General features: G+C 62.6%; 13 protein-coding genes. 11 read left to right on the top strand and 2 right to left on the bottom strand.

Going from position 1 to position 15,928, the window contains the following annotated elements:
- The first annotated feature begins 126 nt into the window (after window positions 1–126).
- From RTP54_RS06030 to RTP54_RS06005, 6 genes are all read left to right on the top strand, one after another.
- Entirely contained in the window at window positions 127–1,320 is a 1,194-nt protein-coding gene (locus RTP54_RS06030) for a hypothetical protein (RefSeq protein ID WP_112809981.1), read from the top strand.
- A gap of 600 nt (window positions 1,321–1,920) precedes the next feature.
- A complete protein-coding gene (locus RTP54_RS06025; RefSeq protein WP_312361551.1) occupies window positions 1,921–3,351 on the top strand; it encodes a cytochrome P450 in 1,431 nt (476 codons plus the stop codon).
- The gene (locus RTP54_RS06020; protein ID WP_312361549.1) at window positions 3,341–4,348 is read left to right on the top strand and encodes a lipid A biosynthesis lauroyl acyltransferase; all 1,008 of its coding nucleotides are present in this window, start codon (window positions 3,341–3,343) and stop codon (window positions 4,346–4,348) included. Before RTP54_RS06025 ends, RTP54_RS06020 begins: the two co-directional genes overlap by 11 nt.
- A gap of 169 nt (window positions 4,349–4,517) precedes the next feature.
- Window positions 4,518–4,736 (top strand): hypothetical protein, encoded by a 219-nt coding sequence (locus tag RTP54_RS06015; RefSeq protein WP_312361547.1) that lies wholly within the window; start codon window positions 4,518–4,520, stop codon window positions 4,734–4,736.
- A gap of 119 nt (window positions 4,737–4,855) precedes the next feature.
- Entirely contained in the window at window positions 4,856–6,484 is a 1,629-nt protein-coding gene (gene groL, locus RTP54_RS06010) for a chaperonin GroEL (RefSeq protein ID WP_312361545.1), read from the top strand.
- Between the two features lie 181 nt (window positions 6,485–6,665).
- Window positions 6,666–7,178, top strand: coding sequence for a hypothetical protein (locus RTP54_RS06005; protein ID WP_312361544.1), 513 nt, complete (start codon window positions 6,666–6,668; stop codon window positions 7,176–7,178).
- A gap of 80 nt (window positions 7,179–7,258) precedes the next feature.
- Here RTP54_RS06005 and aspS read toward each other — a convergent pair whose 3' ends face one another.
- Complete coding sequence (gene aspS / locus RTP54_RS06000) at window positions 7,259–9,046, bottom strand: aspartate--tRNA ligase (protein ID WP_312361543.1); 1,788 nt, start codon at window positions 9,044–9,046, stop codon at window positions 7,259–7,261.
- Window positions 9,047–9,357: 311 nt separating this feature from the next.
- Between aspS and RTP54_RS05995 the strand changes: the two genes are divergently transcribed.
- The 4 genes from RTP54_RS05995 (at window position 9,358) to RTP54_RS05980 (ending at window position 14,576) form a co-directional block, all read left to right on the top strand.
- Complete coding sequence (locus RTP54_RS05995; protein ID WP_112809987.1) at window positions 9,358–10,596, top strand: MFS transporter; 1,239 nt, start codon at window positions 9,358–9,360, stop codon at window positions 10,594–10,596.
- Window positions 10,597–10,697: 101 nt separating this feature from the next.
- On the top strand, window positions 10,698–12,098 hold the full coding sequence (locus RTP54_RS05990; RefSeq protein ID WP_312361541.1) for a multicopper oxidase family protein: 1,401 nt from the start codon (window positions 10,698–10,700) through the stop codon (window positions 12,096–12,098).
- 78 nt (window positions 12,099–12,176) lie between these two features.
- Window positions 12,177–13,328 carry a ribonuclease D gene (rnd, locus tag RTP54_RS05985; RefSeq protein ID WP_112809989.1) on the top strand — a complete coding sequence of 384 codons (1,152 nt, stop codon included), beginning with the start codon at window positions 12,177–12,179 and terminating at the stop codon, window positions 13,326–13,328.
- A 171-nt stretch (window positions 13,329–13,499) separates the two neighbouring features.
- On the top strand, window positions 13,500–14,576 hold the full coding sequence (locus RTP54_RS05980) for an adenylate/guanylate cyclase domain-containing protein (RefSeq protein WP_112818479.1): 1,077 nt from the start codon (window positions 13,500–13,502) through the stop codon (window positions 14,574–14,576).
- Here RTP54_RS05980 and RTP54_RS05975 read toward each other — a convergent pair.
- Complete coding sequence (locus tag RTP54_RS05975) at window positions 14,548–14,955, bottom strand: DUF2000 family protein (RefSeq protein ID WP_112809990.1); 408 nt, start codon at window positions 14,953–14,955, stop codon at window positions 14,548–14,550. The two genes, RTP54_RS05980 and RTP54_RS05975, sit on opposite strands and share 29 nt — an antisense overlap.
- Here RTP54_RS05975 and RTP54_RS05970 point away from each other — a divergent pair.
- Window positions 14,954–15,874, top strand: coding sequence for an AraC family transcriptional regulator (locus RTP54_RS05970; RefSeq protein ID WP_312361538.1), 921 nt, complete (start codon window positions 14,954–14,956; stop codon window positions 15,872–15,874). The two genes, RTP54_RS05975 and RTP54_RS05970, sit on opposite strands and share 2 nt — an antisense overlap.
- Window positions 15,875–15,928 lie beyond the last annotated feature (54 nt).

Below are 15,928 nucleotides of genomic sequence, written 5' to 3'. Positions count from 1 at the left end.
GCACATTTCGCCGGCCGATACGCCGGCCCGCCTCAGTTGACGCAGCTTGCAGACATGAACCAGATTAACCACGCCGCATCTTCGACATCGCTACACGATCAGATATTTTCACGAAGGAACTCTCAAATGATGCATACGCGCAAGCTCCGCCTGATGATGGCCAGCGCCGCACTCCTGACCCTTTCCGGCCCGGCTTTCGCGCTGGACGGCGCGGACATGATGAAGAAGCTCGATGCCGCAACGAACTCGAACGGCACCGCGCTGACCTTCGACAAGGCGGAAGTCAACGGCGATACGGTGACGGCCTCCGGCGTCCAGATCAAGCTGGCGGGCCAGCCCGGCGATGCCCTGAAGATCGGCGACATCACCTTTGAAGGCGTCGAGGAGACCGAAGGCGGCGGCTATTATGCCGAGACCGTCTCCTTCCCCGACGTCAATATCGCCCAGGACGGGGGCATCTTCACGGCCAAGGACATCCTGATTTCCGGCCTGTCGATCCCGGCCAACGCGACTGGCGGTACGATCAACGATGTCCTGCTTTATGAAAGCGCCAGCACCGGCCCGATCACGGTCAGCAGCATGGGCAAGGATCTCTTCTCGCTCGAAAGCAGCGAAGCCAACCTCGCCCGCCAGGAAAACGACGCCGGATTTGATTTCGATGCCACGGTCGCCGGCCTCAAGGCGGACCTTTCGCAAGTGGAAGATCCCAAGTCCAAGGACGCCATCGAAAAGCTCGGCCTGACGAAGCTCGATGGCGCCATCACGATGAAGGGCAGCTGGGAACTGGAAAGCGGCAATGTCGCTCTGGAGGAATACGCCTTCGACTTCAAGAATGTCGGCCGGCTAAACCTTGCCGTCGACTTCTCCGGCTACACGCTCGCCTTCATGAAGTCGCTTCAGGACGCGCTGAAGGCGGCGGAAGCCAACCCGAACAAGGAAGAAGCGAACCAGGCGATGGGACTTGCCATGATGGGGCTGATGCAGCAGCTGACCTTCAACAGCGCCGAGATCCGCTTTGACGACGCCTCCATCACCAAGAAGGCACTCGACTATGCGGGCTCGCAGCAGGGCGTGACCGGCGACCAGCTGGCGCAGTCGCTCAAGGGTCTCGTGCCCCTGATGATGGCGCAGCTCAACGTGCCGGAACTGCAAAATCAGGTCTCTTCCGCCGTCAACACCTACCTCGACGGCCCGAAGAGCCTGACGATCAGCGCGGCTCCGGAAAAGCCCGTTCCGTTCCCAATGATCATGGGCGCGGCCATGGGCGCACCGAACACCATCCCGTCGGTGCTCGGCGTGAAGGTTACCGCAAACGATTGATCCCTAAAGACATAGCCTGACGATCGCCGCCGGCGACTTCACGAGCCTACAGGTTCATCGAAGTCGCCGGCGTTTTCGTATCCAGCCGCCTGTATCCACGCGACACACGCCGATTGCGCACACAGTCCTGGCCCATCCGCGGCATACAAACTCCAAATAAGCCGGGCTGATCTAGGCCCCGCGGGACCGGTCGTGTTTCAGCGCGGGCCTGTCGTATAGATGAATATCACCGCTTTTCGGTTGAAAACCCGAAAATCAACGAGACGATCTATTTACGCCGGCTTGCGCCATGAAGTTCGGACCGCCAGTATTACCTTCTGGTCAGACTCAACTGACTTAAGTTCATTTTCGCATGACTTCATACGCGTGAAATCGAAATAAAATCTCCCGGACATTCGGTGCAGGCGCGATTTTCGACTGCACTTTATTACGGTTCGCAAGCCTTTCCCATTCGAGACGACATTGAAACTGCCATGTTTTACAACAGGCAAAGGGTTGGTTGCAGCATCATACGGGGCCGTTTCGGCCCCGCACGAGCAACCGGCCGATCATGCCTGACTGCAACTCAATTTTCCTTTTGTTTTGACAGATCGGACGTCAATGGCTGGGTGGTTCCATCAACCGGTAAACTTCAGGGAGGAGCTGTCGGAAGAGAGATTTGAACCTGCCCGTGCCGACTATTATTCCGGTCCATCGGGAAAACCGCTGCGACTTCTGCTTCAGGCAAGAACGGATTTCCTGTCGATCTGGCGAAACAGCGATTATACGGAGGCGGCTTCACAGATCCGGCTGATCGGCCGGCAGGTCATTCTGGTTAACGCGCCCGACCTTATTCGCCAGGTCGTCGTCAAGCGGCACGAAAACTTCGAGCGCAAAAGCCCACAGATGCGCCGGGCGCTCGAATTCCTGGTGGGCGACGGCCTCTTCATCTCGGATGGCGACACCTGGAAGCAACGGCGCCCCTTGGTCGCCGACATCGTGCATGCCAAGAGGGTGCCGGCTTTCGGCCCGGTGATGGAGCGCACGACCAGCGAACTGGTCGTGCGCTGGGCCAGCATGCCCGATGGCGCGCAGGTCAACGTCCTGCACGAAATGGCCGGTCTGACTGCCCAGATCATCGCGCGAAGCGTCTTTGGAAACCAGCTCGGCGACGGCAGCGCGGCGGCCGTCACGGACGGCTTTACGAGCTACCAGTCATTGGTCGATTCCATCAATCTCGGCTACTTCCACGGCTTCGACGACGGGCTGCCGATCCTGCGGACGCCGACACTTCGCCGCTCGGTCAAACGGATCCATGCGATTATCGACAAGATCGTGGAGGACCAGCTGCAGGACCGCGGCGACCACAACTCGATGGTCGAGCTGTTGATCCGCCGCCAGAAGCGCAATCCGGGGCTGAAGCTCGATCTGGTTGCGCTGCGCAACGAAGCGGCGACGATCTTCATGGCGGGCCACGAAACGACGGCGGCCACGCTCACCTGGGCCTGGTACCTGCTGTCGCGCGCGAAATGGGTGGAGAAGGCGCTGCATGACGAGATCGCTCGTGTCTGCGGCGATCGCGTGCCGACAATCGACGACGTGCCGCAACTTGAGCTGTGCAAGGCGATTATCGAGGAAACGCTTCGGCTCTACCCGCCAGTGCCTATTCTCGCGCGCCAGACGCGCCAGGCGGAAATGATCGGCGATATCGCAGCCGAACGCGGATCGCTCGTTCTGATCGTTCCGTGGCTGCTTCACCGGACGGAAAGCCTGTTCGAGGATCCGCATCATTTCCGTCCGGACCGCTTCATGGGCGGACGCCGCCCGACGCCATATAGCTACATCCCGTTTGCAAGCGGACCGCGTGTTTGCCCCGGCTTGCATTTCGGTCTGACGGAAGCAATCCTGTGCTTGGCGATCATTGCGCAACAATTCCGGGTTGCCGTCGTCGACGGTCACAAGGTGGAACCCGTTTGCCGTCTGACGCTGCGGCCCAAGGGCGGACTTCCGGTGACCCTCCATCGAAGGCAGAGACCGTCCCATGACCATTGAAGAACCGCGCCAGGCCGAAAAGATTGCCAAGCGCCGAGCGTGGACGTTCACAAGCCAAGAGCGCCCTTCCCTTGGCGATGCCCTGTCCGGCCGAGAAGGACGCGAAGCGTTCTGGCAGTATTGGGTCACCGACAATTTCTGGAACTTCGCCAATCTCGCCGGGCATTTCGGCATGAAGCTGCTGCCGATGGATGCCTGTTCCCGTCTTGGTGCGGGCCTCGGTCTGTTTGCCGTGCCGCGTTTTCACAAGGTGGCGTCGCAGCGCGCAAGGCAAACGATCCGCGCATTACGCCCCGATCTCAACGCGGGCGAACAGGAAGCGCTGTTTCGGGAAAATTGCAGGGCACAGGGCCGGCTGATGACCGAGTTCTCGGTCGTGAACCGGCTGCGAAACAACCGGGATCGGCTGACCCTGCAAGGCCTTGAGATCATCGGTGAAGCAGCCAAAGCAGGACCCGTGATCATCGTCGGCATGCATCTCGGCAACTGGGAAGTCGGGCCGACTGTCCTGCAAAGCATTAACGTCCATCCCCACGCCTTCTACCTCCCGCCCAAGGGGCGGGCCAAGGCATGGATTGCCGAGCGTGTTCGCAGAAAGGCGGGCTTGCGCTTCCTGCCGCCCGGGGCAGAGGGCATTCGTCCGGCGATCAAGATCTTGAAGAGCGGCGGCGTTGTCAGCACCTTTTGCGACGAAGGCTTTGCCGGCACGATCCGCGGGCCATTCTTCGATCGCAAGCCGCATCTGGAAGGCAACCTTGCGATCGCGATCCGCCTGGCGCGCATGACGGGCGCCACGATCTGCCCATGGTATAGTCTGCGCACCGACGGCTTTCGCTTCGAATGTCGCGCACTGCCCCCCATACGGCTGCCGTCGGAAGAGCGCCCCGGTGCCCGCCAGCTGGACGACATCCTGTTGTTGAACGAAGCGATTGAGCCAATCATCCGGGCGAACCTCGACCAATGGTATTTTCTCGACAACGCCCTCCGACCCCAGTGATCCGTTCGCAACCGCACCAGCCCGGCCCTTCGCCGGGCTTTTTCGTGCCGACGCGTTCCATGTTATGATGGCCGCAACTTGATGCTCGAGCGCTGTCGCCTATCTACATTTCTCTGAAGACAGATCTGCCATCCCGCATTCCTGACCGATCACACGGAAGGAGAAAGCCATGGGACTGAAGCATCAGGATATAACCGCCATCCTCGGCCCGGTCGACGAAACGCTGATGGCCGAGCTGCTGGCAACAGGGGCCAATGCAGCCGAGCTTGCCGAAGCGATTGCCTGGGTCAACAACGACGAAGCATTGATCGGCGAAGGGCGCCACCTGCCGGCGGGCCGTGTCGCCGCGCTGATCGACATCCTGACGCCGGATGACGGCGAGGAGTAGCCCTTCGGGCGCCGGGGCGCCCGACGTGCGGAAATGCAGGTGGTAGGGCGACCGACATGCCGGGAGCCATTTGCGATGGCAGGTCGCGTAACTGAGAGCTGCGGGATGAGAGGCCGACCATGACAGCCAAGGACGTCAAATTCAGTAGCGATGCGCGCGATCGTATGCTGCGCGGTGTCGACATGCTTGCCGACGCGGTGAAGGTGACGCTCGGGCCGAAGGGGCGAAACGTCGTCATCGAAAAATCCTTCGGGCCGCCGCGCATCACCAAGGACGGCGTTTCCGTCGCCAAGGAGATCGAGCTTGAGGACAAGTTCGAGAACATGGGCGCCCAGATGCTGCGAGAGGTGGCGTCTCGCACTAGCGATGTCGCCGGCGACGGCACGACGACGGCAACCGTGCTTGCGCAGGCCATCGTCAAGGAGGGCGTCAAGGCGCTGGCCTCCGGCATGAACCCGATGGACCTGAAGCGGGGCATTGATCTTGCCGTCGACGCGATCGTCGCCGAACTCAAAGTCCGCGCCCGCAAGATCGCCAACAACGCCGAGATCGCCCAGGTCGGAACCATTTCGGCCAATGGCGATACGGAGATCGGCCGATATCTCGCCGAGGCAATGGAGAAAGTCGGCAACGAAGGGGTGATCACCGTCGAGGAGGCAAAGACCGCCGAGATCGAGCTTGAGATCGTCGAGGGCATGCAATTCGACCGCGGCTACCTCTCACCCTACTTCATCACCGACCAGCAGAAGATGCGGGTCGAGTTCGAAGATCCTTACATCCTCATCCATGAAAAGAAGCTGTCGAACCTGCAAGCGATGATCCCGATCCTCGAGTCGGTGATCCAGGCAAGCCGGCCTTTGCTGATCATTGCCGAGGACGTGGAAGGCGAAGCGCTGGCGACACTGGTGGTCAACAAGCTGCGTGGCGGCCTCAAGATCGCCGCCGTCAAGGCGCCGGGCTTTGGCGACCGCCGAAAGGCCATCCTCGAAGATATCGCGGTGCTGACCGGCGGCACGGTGGTTTCCGACGATGTCGGCATCAAGCTCGAGACTGTGACGCTTGAGACGCTTGGCCGCGCGAAGCGAGTGATGATCGACAAGGAAAATACAATCATCGTCGACGGCGCCGGCACCAAGGCCGGTATCGACGGCCGTATCGGCCAGATCAAGGCGCAGATCGAAGAGACCACTTCGGACTATGATCGCGAGAAGCTGCAGGAGCGGCTTGCCAAGCTTTCAGGCGGCGTCGCCGTCATTCGCGTCGGCGGATCGAGCGAAGTGGAGGTGAAGGAAAAGAAGGACCGGGTCGACGACGCACTGCATGCCACCCGCGCAGCCGTCGAGGAGGGCATCCTGCCCGGCGGTGGCGTTGCGCTCCTTCGGGTCATCGGTGTACTCGACGGGATCAAGGCCGCCAACCCGGATCAGCGGGTCGGCATCGAAATCGTCCGGCGGGCCGTGGAAATGCCGGTGCGCCAGATTGCCGAGAATGCCGGAGCGGAAGGCTCGGTCATCGTCGGCAAGCTGCGCGAGAAGACCGACTTCGCCTATGGCTGGAACGCGCAGACGGGCGAGTATGGCGATCTCTTCAAGATGGGCGTCATCGACCCGGCAAAGGTCGTGCGCGCGGCGCTGCAGGATGCGGCTTCGATCGCCGGGCTGCTGGTGACCACAGAGGCGATGATCGCCGAAAAGCCGAAAGCGGATGGCACAGCGCCTCCTTCCGGTGGGCCGGGCATGGATTTCTGACGGTCAGACACGGCGCTTCACGCCTCCCCTGGGCAGATCAGGCAGGCACGCGAAAGCGCGCCGGGTCGGGTCGCCGGTTGCCTGTCGCCGATGAAACGGGCAAGGCCTGCCGTGTCGATCCGTTGGCGTAAAACGCCTTCGTCAACGCCGCTGAAAGCCGCGCCTCCAGCGCCGAAAGCGTATGGGCGCGCAAAGCGGCGACGTGGCGGGAGACCTCATCGTTTCGCTTGCGGACACCGGGTTCACCGTGAAGCAACCGGACCGGCTCACCGCCACCTACTTCGACGGCTCCCCTGCACCATCGCGCATGGAAGGAACCGTGGCGGTGCCGATCGGCGAGCGAAAGGTGACCCTCTCGCCCGACCGTATCCTCGACGGCAAGCAGTTCCCCTCGGGTGGAGCCGGCATGGCGGCAACGGCGAAGGACGTGCTCGCCTTCCTCGAAGCCATCAGGAAGGGCGGCGGCCTCATCCTGTGGGCAGCGACGGCCGAGGCCATGATGCAGGATCAGACGGGTCGGCAGGCGGAAACTCAGGGTGGTCCGGGCTGGGCCTTCGGCTACGGAGGGCCGTGCTCGCCGCCCCTGCGTCCGCCGGCACGCCGCAGTCGAAGGCTACGATCCAATGGGGCGTTCGAAGGCATGTGGGGACAGTTCACCCGGGACGTCCACGACGCCGTCTACGCCAGGCCCTGAGCGCCTGTGCCAGTCCCAAATGAAAAGACCCGGCGGTGAATGGCACCGCCGGGTCTTTTGTTTCTCGGTCTGGGCAGACCTTAGTCCTTCTTCTGCGGGATCGGGCGAAGTGCCAGTTCTCGCAGCTGGGCCGGTGCAGCCTCCGACGGCGCGCCCATCAGGAGGTCGACGGCCTGCTGGTTCATCGGGAAGATCGAGATCTCGCGCAGGTTCTTGGCGCCGACGAGCAGCATGACGACGCGGTCGATGCCGAAGGCCATGCCGCCATGCGGAGGCGCGCCGTACTGGAACGCACGGTAGAGACCGCCGAACTGGTCTTCGACTTCCTGCTGCGACTTCCCGGTCAGCTCGAACGCCTTGACCATGACTTCCGGCAGCTGGTTTCGGATCGAGCCGGACGCGATCTCGAAGCCGTTGCAGACCATGTCGTACTGGTAGGCCTTGAGCGACAGCGGATCTTGGCTGTTCAGCGCCTCGAGGCCACCCTGCGGCATCGAGAAGGGGTTGTGGGCGAAGTCGATCTTCTTTTCGTCTTCCAGCCATTCGTAGAACGGGAAGTCGACGATCCAGCAGAATTCGAAGCGATCACGGTCGACGAGGTTCAGCTCCTCGCCTGCCCGCGTGCGGGCTTCGCCAGCGAACTTGTAGAACTTGGCGGGATCGCCGGCGACGAAGAAGCAGGCATCGCCATCATCGAGGCCGAGCTGCGTGCGGATCGCATCGGTGCGCTCCTCGCCGATGTTCTTGGCGAGCGGACCAGCGCCTTCGAGCTTTTCGCCTTCCTTGCGCCAGAAGATGTAGCCGAGGCCCGGCTGGCCCTGGCTCTGGGCCCAGGCGTTCATGCGGTCGCAGAAGGCGCGCGAGCCGCCGGTCTTTGCCGGGATCGCCCAGACTTCGACCTTCGGGTTCGAGGCGATCATGTTGGCGAAGACCTTGAAGCCGGAGCCGGCGAAATGCTCGGTCACTGCCTGCATCTCGATCGGGTTGCGCAGGTCAGGCTTGTCGGAGCCGTATTTGCGGATCGCCGTGTCATACGGGATGCGCGGGAACTTTTCTGTCACCGGCTTGCCGTCGGCAAACTCCACGAAGATATCGCGGATCACCGGCTCCATCGTCGACCAGACGTCTTCCTGCTCGACGAAGCTCATTTCCAGGTCGAGCTGGTAGAATTCGCCCGGCAGGCGGTCGGCGCGCGGGTCTTCATCGCGGAAGCACGGCGCGATCTGGAAGTAGCGGTCGAAGCCGGCAACCATCAGCAGCTGCTTGTACTGCTGCGGCGCCTGCGGCAGGGCGTAGAAGCTGCCGGGATGGATGCGCGACGGTACGAGGAAGTCGCGTGCGCCTTCCGGCGACGACGCCGTCAGGATCGGGGTTGTGTATTCGGTGAAGCCGACTTCGCCCATGTGGCGGCGCATCGACGAGATGATCTGCGTGCGCTTGACGATGTTCTTGTGCAGCGTGTCGCGGCGCAGGTCGAGGAAGCGGTACTTCAGGCGCACGTCTTCCGGATAATCCGGCTCGCCGAAGACCGGCAGCGGCAGTTCCTTGGCAGCCGAGAGAACTTCGATCTCCTGGGCGTAGAGTTCGATTTCGCCCGTCGGCATGCCCTTGTTGACGGTGTCGTCCATACGGGCCTTGACGAGGCCGTCGATGCGCACGACCCATTCGCCGCGCACGGTCTCTGCCGCCTTGAAGGCCGGGCTATCGGGATCGGCGACGACCTGGGTGATGCCGTAATGGTCGCGCAGGTCGATGAAGAGCAGGCCGCCATGGTCGCGGACGCGGTGGACCCAACCGGAGAGGCGAACGGTGGAGCCGACATCCGACTTGCGGAGGGCGGCACAGGTGTGGCTGCGGTAGCGGTGCATCGTGTTATCCCGGAATTGCAAAGCGCCGCGCAGGCCGAAACGGCGCGCGGCAACATGATCAAAATCGGGCGGAAAAGCGCATGATGCGCCGGCTTTGTCAAGCCGAGACCTCTGCGTTCCCTTCGGGAAGCGCCACCGGCGGCTTGCAAATTCCACCCTGTTCACCGGCCAAAGACAAGGCTTTCGGCCAAACGGCGCGAAAAGAACGGATACCGTCACAATTCGCGACTGTGCGCCGTGGGGATGCGCCGCTACACATATTGCGTCCGCCTTTCTCCCGACTCGCGAGCCCTTCGGAAGTCGCCTGCCCCATGTCGCAAATTCGTCCGCTCATTCCGCTTCTCGTCACCGCAGGCATCCTCATCGGCGGCAACGGCCTGCAAGGCACCTTCATCTCGCTCAGGGCACTGGAAGAAGGCTTCTCGACGTCGCTGATCGGCGTCATCGGCACGGGCTACAACATCGGCTTTGCGCTCGGTTGCGTCTACGTCACCCGTATCCTGCGATCGATCGGCCATATCCGCACGTTCTCGGCGATGGCGGCGATCGCCTCGGCGGCGGCGATCGCCATGGTGCTCGTCATCAATCCATTCGTGTGGTTCCTGATGCGGCTGGTCGCCGGCATCTGTTTTGCCTGCCTGTTTGCGACAGTCGAGAGCTGGCTGAATGCCAGTGTTACCAATACCAACCGCGCGCGAACGCTGTCAGTCTACCGCCTGGTCGATCTCGGCTCGGTGACCGCCGCGCAATATGTCATTCCCGGCGTCGGCATCGGCGGCTTCGAGCTCTTTGCCATTATCTCGATGGCGCTGACCCTGTCGCTCGTGCCGATTTCCTTCGCGGACCGGTCGAGCCCAGTCGCGCCGGAAGCCATCCGCTTCGACGTCAAGGCGCTCTGGAATATCTCGCCGCTTGCGACCGTCGGCTGCATCGTCGTCGGCCTCACCAATGCCGCCTTCCGCTCGCTCGGGCCGATCTATGCGCAGGGGATCGGGCTATCGGTCACGGCGATCGCCACCTTCATGAGCGCCGGCATTATCGGCGGCGTCGTACTGCAGTATCCGCTCGGCCACTACTCCGACCAGATCGACCGCCGCCTGATCATCCTGATCGCCACCTTCGGGTCCCTGCTCGCCGGGCTCTTCCTCGCCTTCGGCGCCGGCAACGACGAGCTGCTCAACTTCGCCGGCATCTTTCTGTTCGGCGCGTTCGCGATGCCGCTCTATTCGCTCTGCTCGGCCCACGCCAACGACCATGCGGCCGAAGGCCAGCATGCGCTGGTGTCTGCGGGCATGCTGTTCTTCTGGTCGCTCGGCGCCATCATCGGCCCGCTGTTTGCTTCGTTCCTGCTCGAAATCTTCGGGCCGCAGGCACTGTTCATCTATACCGCCGCCATCCTCTTCCTCTTCATGCTCTATACGATCAGGCGCATGACGGCCCGAAGCGGCGTGCCGACCGAGGCCCGCGCCATGCCGTTCCGCAACCTGCTGCGAACCTCGTCCTTCTTCAACAAGCTCGCGGGCGGCAACCAGCCGCGCAAGGACGACTGAAGCCCCTGCGGCAAGATGTGGCTGCGCGAGCGAATTGCTGATTGCGGCGATCAGGTTTAGAACCTGAGCAACCAACCTGTTCTGTCGTCGAGATCGCCAAAATGCCCCTGATCAGCCGCCGCACGTTTCTCCAGGGCTCCGCCGCTTTGGGTGGCGCCTTCGCATTCGGTGCCGGCATGGCGGCGCGCGCCGGTGCGGCGCCCGATCCGCAGATCCTGACGGCGCAACTCGCCGAGGCGCAGCTCGCCGCAGACGGCGTGACACCCAAGGTCATGACCTATGGGCTGGGGGACGCCGCGAGCAACGGCGTGCCGCCTGTCCTGCGCATGCGCATGGGCGAAGCCTACGCGGCACGGCTGATGAACCGGCTCGACGAGCCGACGACCGTGCACTGGCATGGCCTACGCATTCCGAACGCCATGGACGGCGTGCCGGAAATGACCCAGCCCTATGTCTATCCGGGCGATCCCTTCGACTATGCCTTCACGCCGCCGGATGCCGGAACCTTCTGGTATCACCCGCATTGCAACACGCTGACGCAGATGGGAAGCGGCCTCACCGGCGTCATCGTCGTCGAAAACCCCGCCGATCCTGTGTTCGACGCGGAGATCGTCCTCAACCTGCGCGACTGGCGGCTCGGCAAGGGCGGCGCCTTCATCGATCCGTTCAAACCGAGAGATGCCGCGCGCGGCGGCACATACGGTACGGTGCGCACGGCGAACTGGCAGCAGGAGCCGAGCTACGATGCCCCCGCCGGCGGCCTTGTCCGGATCCGGATCGCGGCGACGGACGTCACCCGGATCTATACGGTGGGGCTGGAAGGCGCCGAGGCCATGGTCGTGGCACTCGACGCAAATCCGGTCGACAAACCGTTCCTGCTCGACCGCTACGATGTCGGTCCGGGTCAGCGCATCGACCTCGTCATGCGCATGCCCGACAGCGAGGGCACCACGGTGACACTCGGCAATCTGCGCGGCTCGCATCCCTGGACGATCGCCAGCTTCCGGGCGACCGGCGCCTCCTTGAAGCGCGACATCCGAGATGTCGCCGCCCTTCCCGCCAATCCTATCGCCGAGGCGGATCTCTCGGTTGCAACCCGCATCCCGATCGAACTGACGGCCACCGCCGAGCACAAGGCAGCGCCCTCGGTCTGCGGCTCGCTCGGATACACATTCTGGGCGATTAACAAGGTGCCGTGGCCGGGCGACACGCCTGACCCGATCGCGCCGATCGAGGAAATGAAGTTTGGCAAGAGCTATGTGATGCAGATCGCCAACCGGACGCCGCACGCCCATCCGATCCATCTGCACGGCATGAGCTTCCGCATTCTAAGCTCGAACAAGCGGACCTTCCTGCCGCCGCCGACCGATACCATCCTGCTTCTGCCCGACGAACAGGCGGAAATCGCCCTCGTCGCCGACAATCTCGGCGACTGGGTGTTCCACTGCCACATCATCGAGCATCAGAAGACCGGCATGACCGGTTATTTCAAGGTGGTCTGAGATTTTTGATTGTGACGGATGGCATGAAGGGCTACACGAAAACGAAAGCCGCATTTTTGCCACAGTGATTTAAATCCGATGATTGAAACAACCGCAGATCTAGAGGCCGCCTGCCAGCAGCTGGCCCGCTCAAGTTATATTACGATTGACACGGAATTCCTGCGCGAGACCACCTTCTGGCCCGAGCTTTGCCTGATCCAGATGGCCAACCCCGATATGGCCGTGATCGTCGATCCGATGGCCAAGGGTATCGACCTTGCGCCGTTCTTCGCGCTGATGGCCAACCCTGATGTGATCAAGGTTTTCCATGCTGCGCGCCAGGATATCGAGATCATCTTCCATCTCGGCAACCTGATCCCGCACCCGATTTTCGACACACAGGTCGCAGCCATGGTCTGCGGTTTTGGCGACAGCGTCTCCTATGACCAGCTCGTCAACCGGATCAAGGGCGAGCAGATCGACAAGTCCTCGCGCTTCACCGACTGGAGCCGCCGGCCCTTGACCGAGAAGCAGCTCGACTATGCGCTCGCCGATGTCACGCATCTGCGCGACGTCTACCAGCACCTGAACGCCCAGCTCGAGCGCGAGGGGCGCTCGCTGTGGCTCTCCGAGGAAATGGCGATCCTCGAAGCCAAGGACACCTACGACCTGCATCCCGACGACGCATGGCAGCGCCTGAAGATGCGCGTCAAGAAGCCGATCGAGCTTGCCGTGCTGCAGAAGGTCGCCGCCTGGCGGGAACGCGAGGCGCGCAACCGCAACGTTCCGCGCGGGCGCATTCTCAAGGACGATGCCATCTACGAGGTCGCGCAACAGCAGCCGAAGGACACCGAGGCGATGGCGCGGCTGCGCACCATTCCGAAGGGCTGGGAACGATCGAGCGCCGGAACTGCGCTGATCGAAGCTGTCAACGAGGCGTTGGCCATTCCCAAGACCGATTTGCCGCGGCTACCGCGGCAGAGCCATACGCCCGAAGGTGCTGCCGCTGCCACCGAGATGCTCAAGGTGCTCTTGAAGCTGATCGCTGAAAAGCAGGGCGTGGCCGCCAAGATCATCGCCAACTCCGACGACCTCGACAAGATCGCGGCCGAGGGCGAGAAGGCCGATGTCGGCGCGCTCAAGGGCTGGCGGCGCGAGTTGTTCGGCGACACGGCGCTGAAACTGATCAACGGCGAAGTGGCGCTGCGCTTCGTCGACAAGAAGATCGAAGCGATGGAAATCGGCTCCTGATTACGGGCGGGCGGAAAACAACTTTCCGCCCGAATCCGGCTCTAGCCAAGGCCCCTTAGCAAGACCGATTCGCAACCCCGATCACGGCGGTTCGGCGCGCTGACGCGACATGGCTCACCGATGTTGGCCAACGCGCCTTTCTTTGGCTTTAGGGTTTCGAGGCTCTTCCGCATGCGCTGGCGTTTCTCCACGTTCGAGGGAATTTTGCTGCTGCTGATCGTCGGCGGAGCTGGTGCGGTCTATGCCTGGGTCACCTTTGGCGGCGGCGGCCTGATCGGGGCCACCTACGCAGTCTTCATCTGCATGCCGATCCTTGCCTTTGAGCGCCACATCATCTTCCGGCGGCTCTACCGCAGGATCCATTCCTTCTCGACACCGATCTTCTTTCTTGCCACCCTTGCCGTGTATTTCGTCTTGATCGACGTCGGTTACGCTGTGGCCGGCCTGATCATGCAGATGACGGGACATCTGCGCGAAGACTGGCTCGATGCCCTGGTGCCATCGAGCACCGTGCTACTTTTCACGTTCGCAATCGCAGGTCCGCTGGTCTTCATCCTCCGCGTGCGGGAGCTGTTGGGCCGGGACGTCTTCCTCAGCCTGCTGACCGGCCGCTATCGCAAGCCGATCCAGGAGGAGCGCGTTTTCCTGTTTCTGGATCTTGCCGGCTCGACGTCCTATGCCGAGCGGAACGGGGACCTGAGGATGCAGGAGTATCTCGGCAAGCTGTTCACCACGCTTGCCGATCCGGTGCTGCGATACCGCGGTTCGATCGACGACTACGTCGGCGACGCTGCGATCATCACCTGGCCATTCGACCGTGCCGTCAACAACGCGGCCTGCGTTCATTGCGTCTTCGATATCCTCGATGTCATCGAGGCAGAGAGCCACAGGTGGCGCAAGGAGTTCGGCGAAGTTCCGCGCCTGAGGGCCGCACTTCACGGCGGAACGATCGTCGCGGCCGAGATCGGCGTCGACAAACACAAGATCACCTATTTCGGCGATACGGTTAACACGACAGCCAGGCTCGAAGGCTTCTGCAAGACGCTGAACCACCAGGTGCTGATTTCCACCGACCTCGCCCGCAAGATGAGGCTGCCGCACTACGTGCGCGTGGAAGATCTCGGCGAGCATGCCGTCAAGGGCCGCGGGCAGAAAATCGGCGTGCTGGCGCTGCGCGCTGGCGGAACGCCCGTCCCTTCAACCGCCGCCGAGCCCGGTTTCACCGGTGCAGCTTCGCACCCTTCGTGATCTTGTCGACGAGCTTCTTGTCGGCATGTACGGCGATGCCGGCGACGGCCGCGTCCTCGGGTCGGGTCTCGGCAAAGACCGCGCGATTGGCGCTGTCGTGGCCGGTCGAGAACATGGCGTCGACATAGAGCGAAGTTTGCACGTCCCTTTCGATCGCGCGGCGTTGAATTTGCCCAAGCGTGGCACCATCTGCGGAAAGCACGATGATCGGCTGAACGCTCAGCGCGTTGTAGACATTGCCGGCGCCATCGCGATAGGCTTCGCCGATGATTGCCGGCTTCTGTCCGGCGATGCCGGTGGCCAGAAAGGCGGTGACGTTCAGCTTCTGCCAGGTGGCCAGATCCTCGCGCAACACGATCGCGAACTTGGTGTCGAACATGACGGGTTTCTCCATTTCAAGACATCAGGGCGTGCCCGAGCAGGCCTTAACCGAAGACGCGGCGATCGATCTTGAACGATTGTGCGGATCGCCGGGCGACGGCCTGCGTGCCGCGCCGGGCGATGGCATCCGCGTTGCCGCGCCGCTCAACGGCATCGAGCGCATCGAGGCTCGGTTGCACGGCAAGGTGTTCGAGCCGCATCGCCACGACACCTATGCGCTGGGCGTCACGCTCGGCGGCATCCAGACCTTCCAGTATCGCGGCGAGAGCCGCTACAGCACGCCTGGAAGCATCATCATCATTCACCCCGATGAGGTGCATGATGGTGGCGCGGGAACGGAGGCAACGCTCAGATATCGGATGATGTATCTGCAGCCCGAGCGGCTGATTGCAGCGCTCGGCGACAATGGCGGCGCCCTGCCCTTTATCGCCGCACCGGTTGTCGGTGACGTTGCTTTGCGCCAGGCGATCGGCGAGGCCGTGATGGATCTGGACGGCGGCATCGACGAATTGGCGCTCGACGACATTCTGACGCGCATCGCAGAAGGCCTTTCCCGCCATGCCGGAATGCCAGGCAAGGTGGGCAGCCGATCGGCGAAGCGGGCGGTCTTCGAGGCGGCCGACTATCTCAGGGAAAATCTCGATCGGCCCGTAGGATCCCAGGAGCTCGAATCCGTCAGCGGCCTCGACCGTTTCACACTCGCCCGCCAGTTCCGAAAAATTCTCGGCACCAGCCCGCACCGTTACCTCCTGATGCGCCGCCTGGAACAGGCACGCCGGATGATCGCCACCGGCCATAGCCTCGCAGGCGCGGCACTCGACACCGGCTTTGCCGACCAGGCCCATTTTTCCCGCCACTTCAAGCGCGCTTATGGCGTAACGCCCGGCCGCTGGGCGACACTTGCCCTTGCCGGTTAACACCAGCGCCCTGTCATCAAAGCTTCACCGGCCTGTTAGCCAGACATCACCCAA

The sequence above is a fragment of the Ensifer sp. genome (assembly GCF_031989085.1).
In the GTDB taxonomy this organism is placed as follows: Bacteria; Pseudomonadota; Alphaproteobacteria; order Rhizobiales; family Rhizobiaceae; genus Ensifer.
Note: the sequence above shows the minus strand (reverse complement) of the source record. Positions and strands in the feature narration are given on the sequence as shown.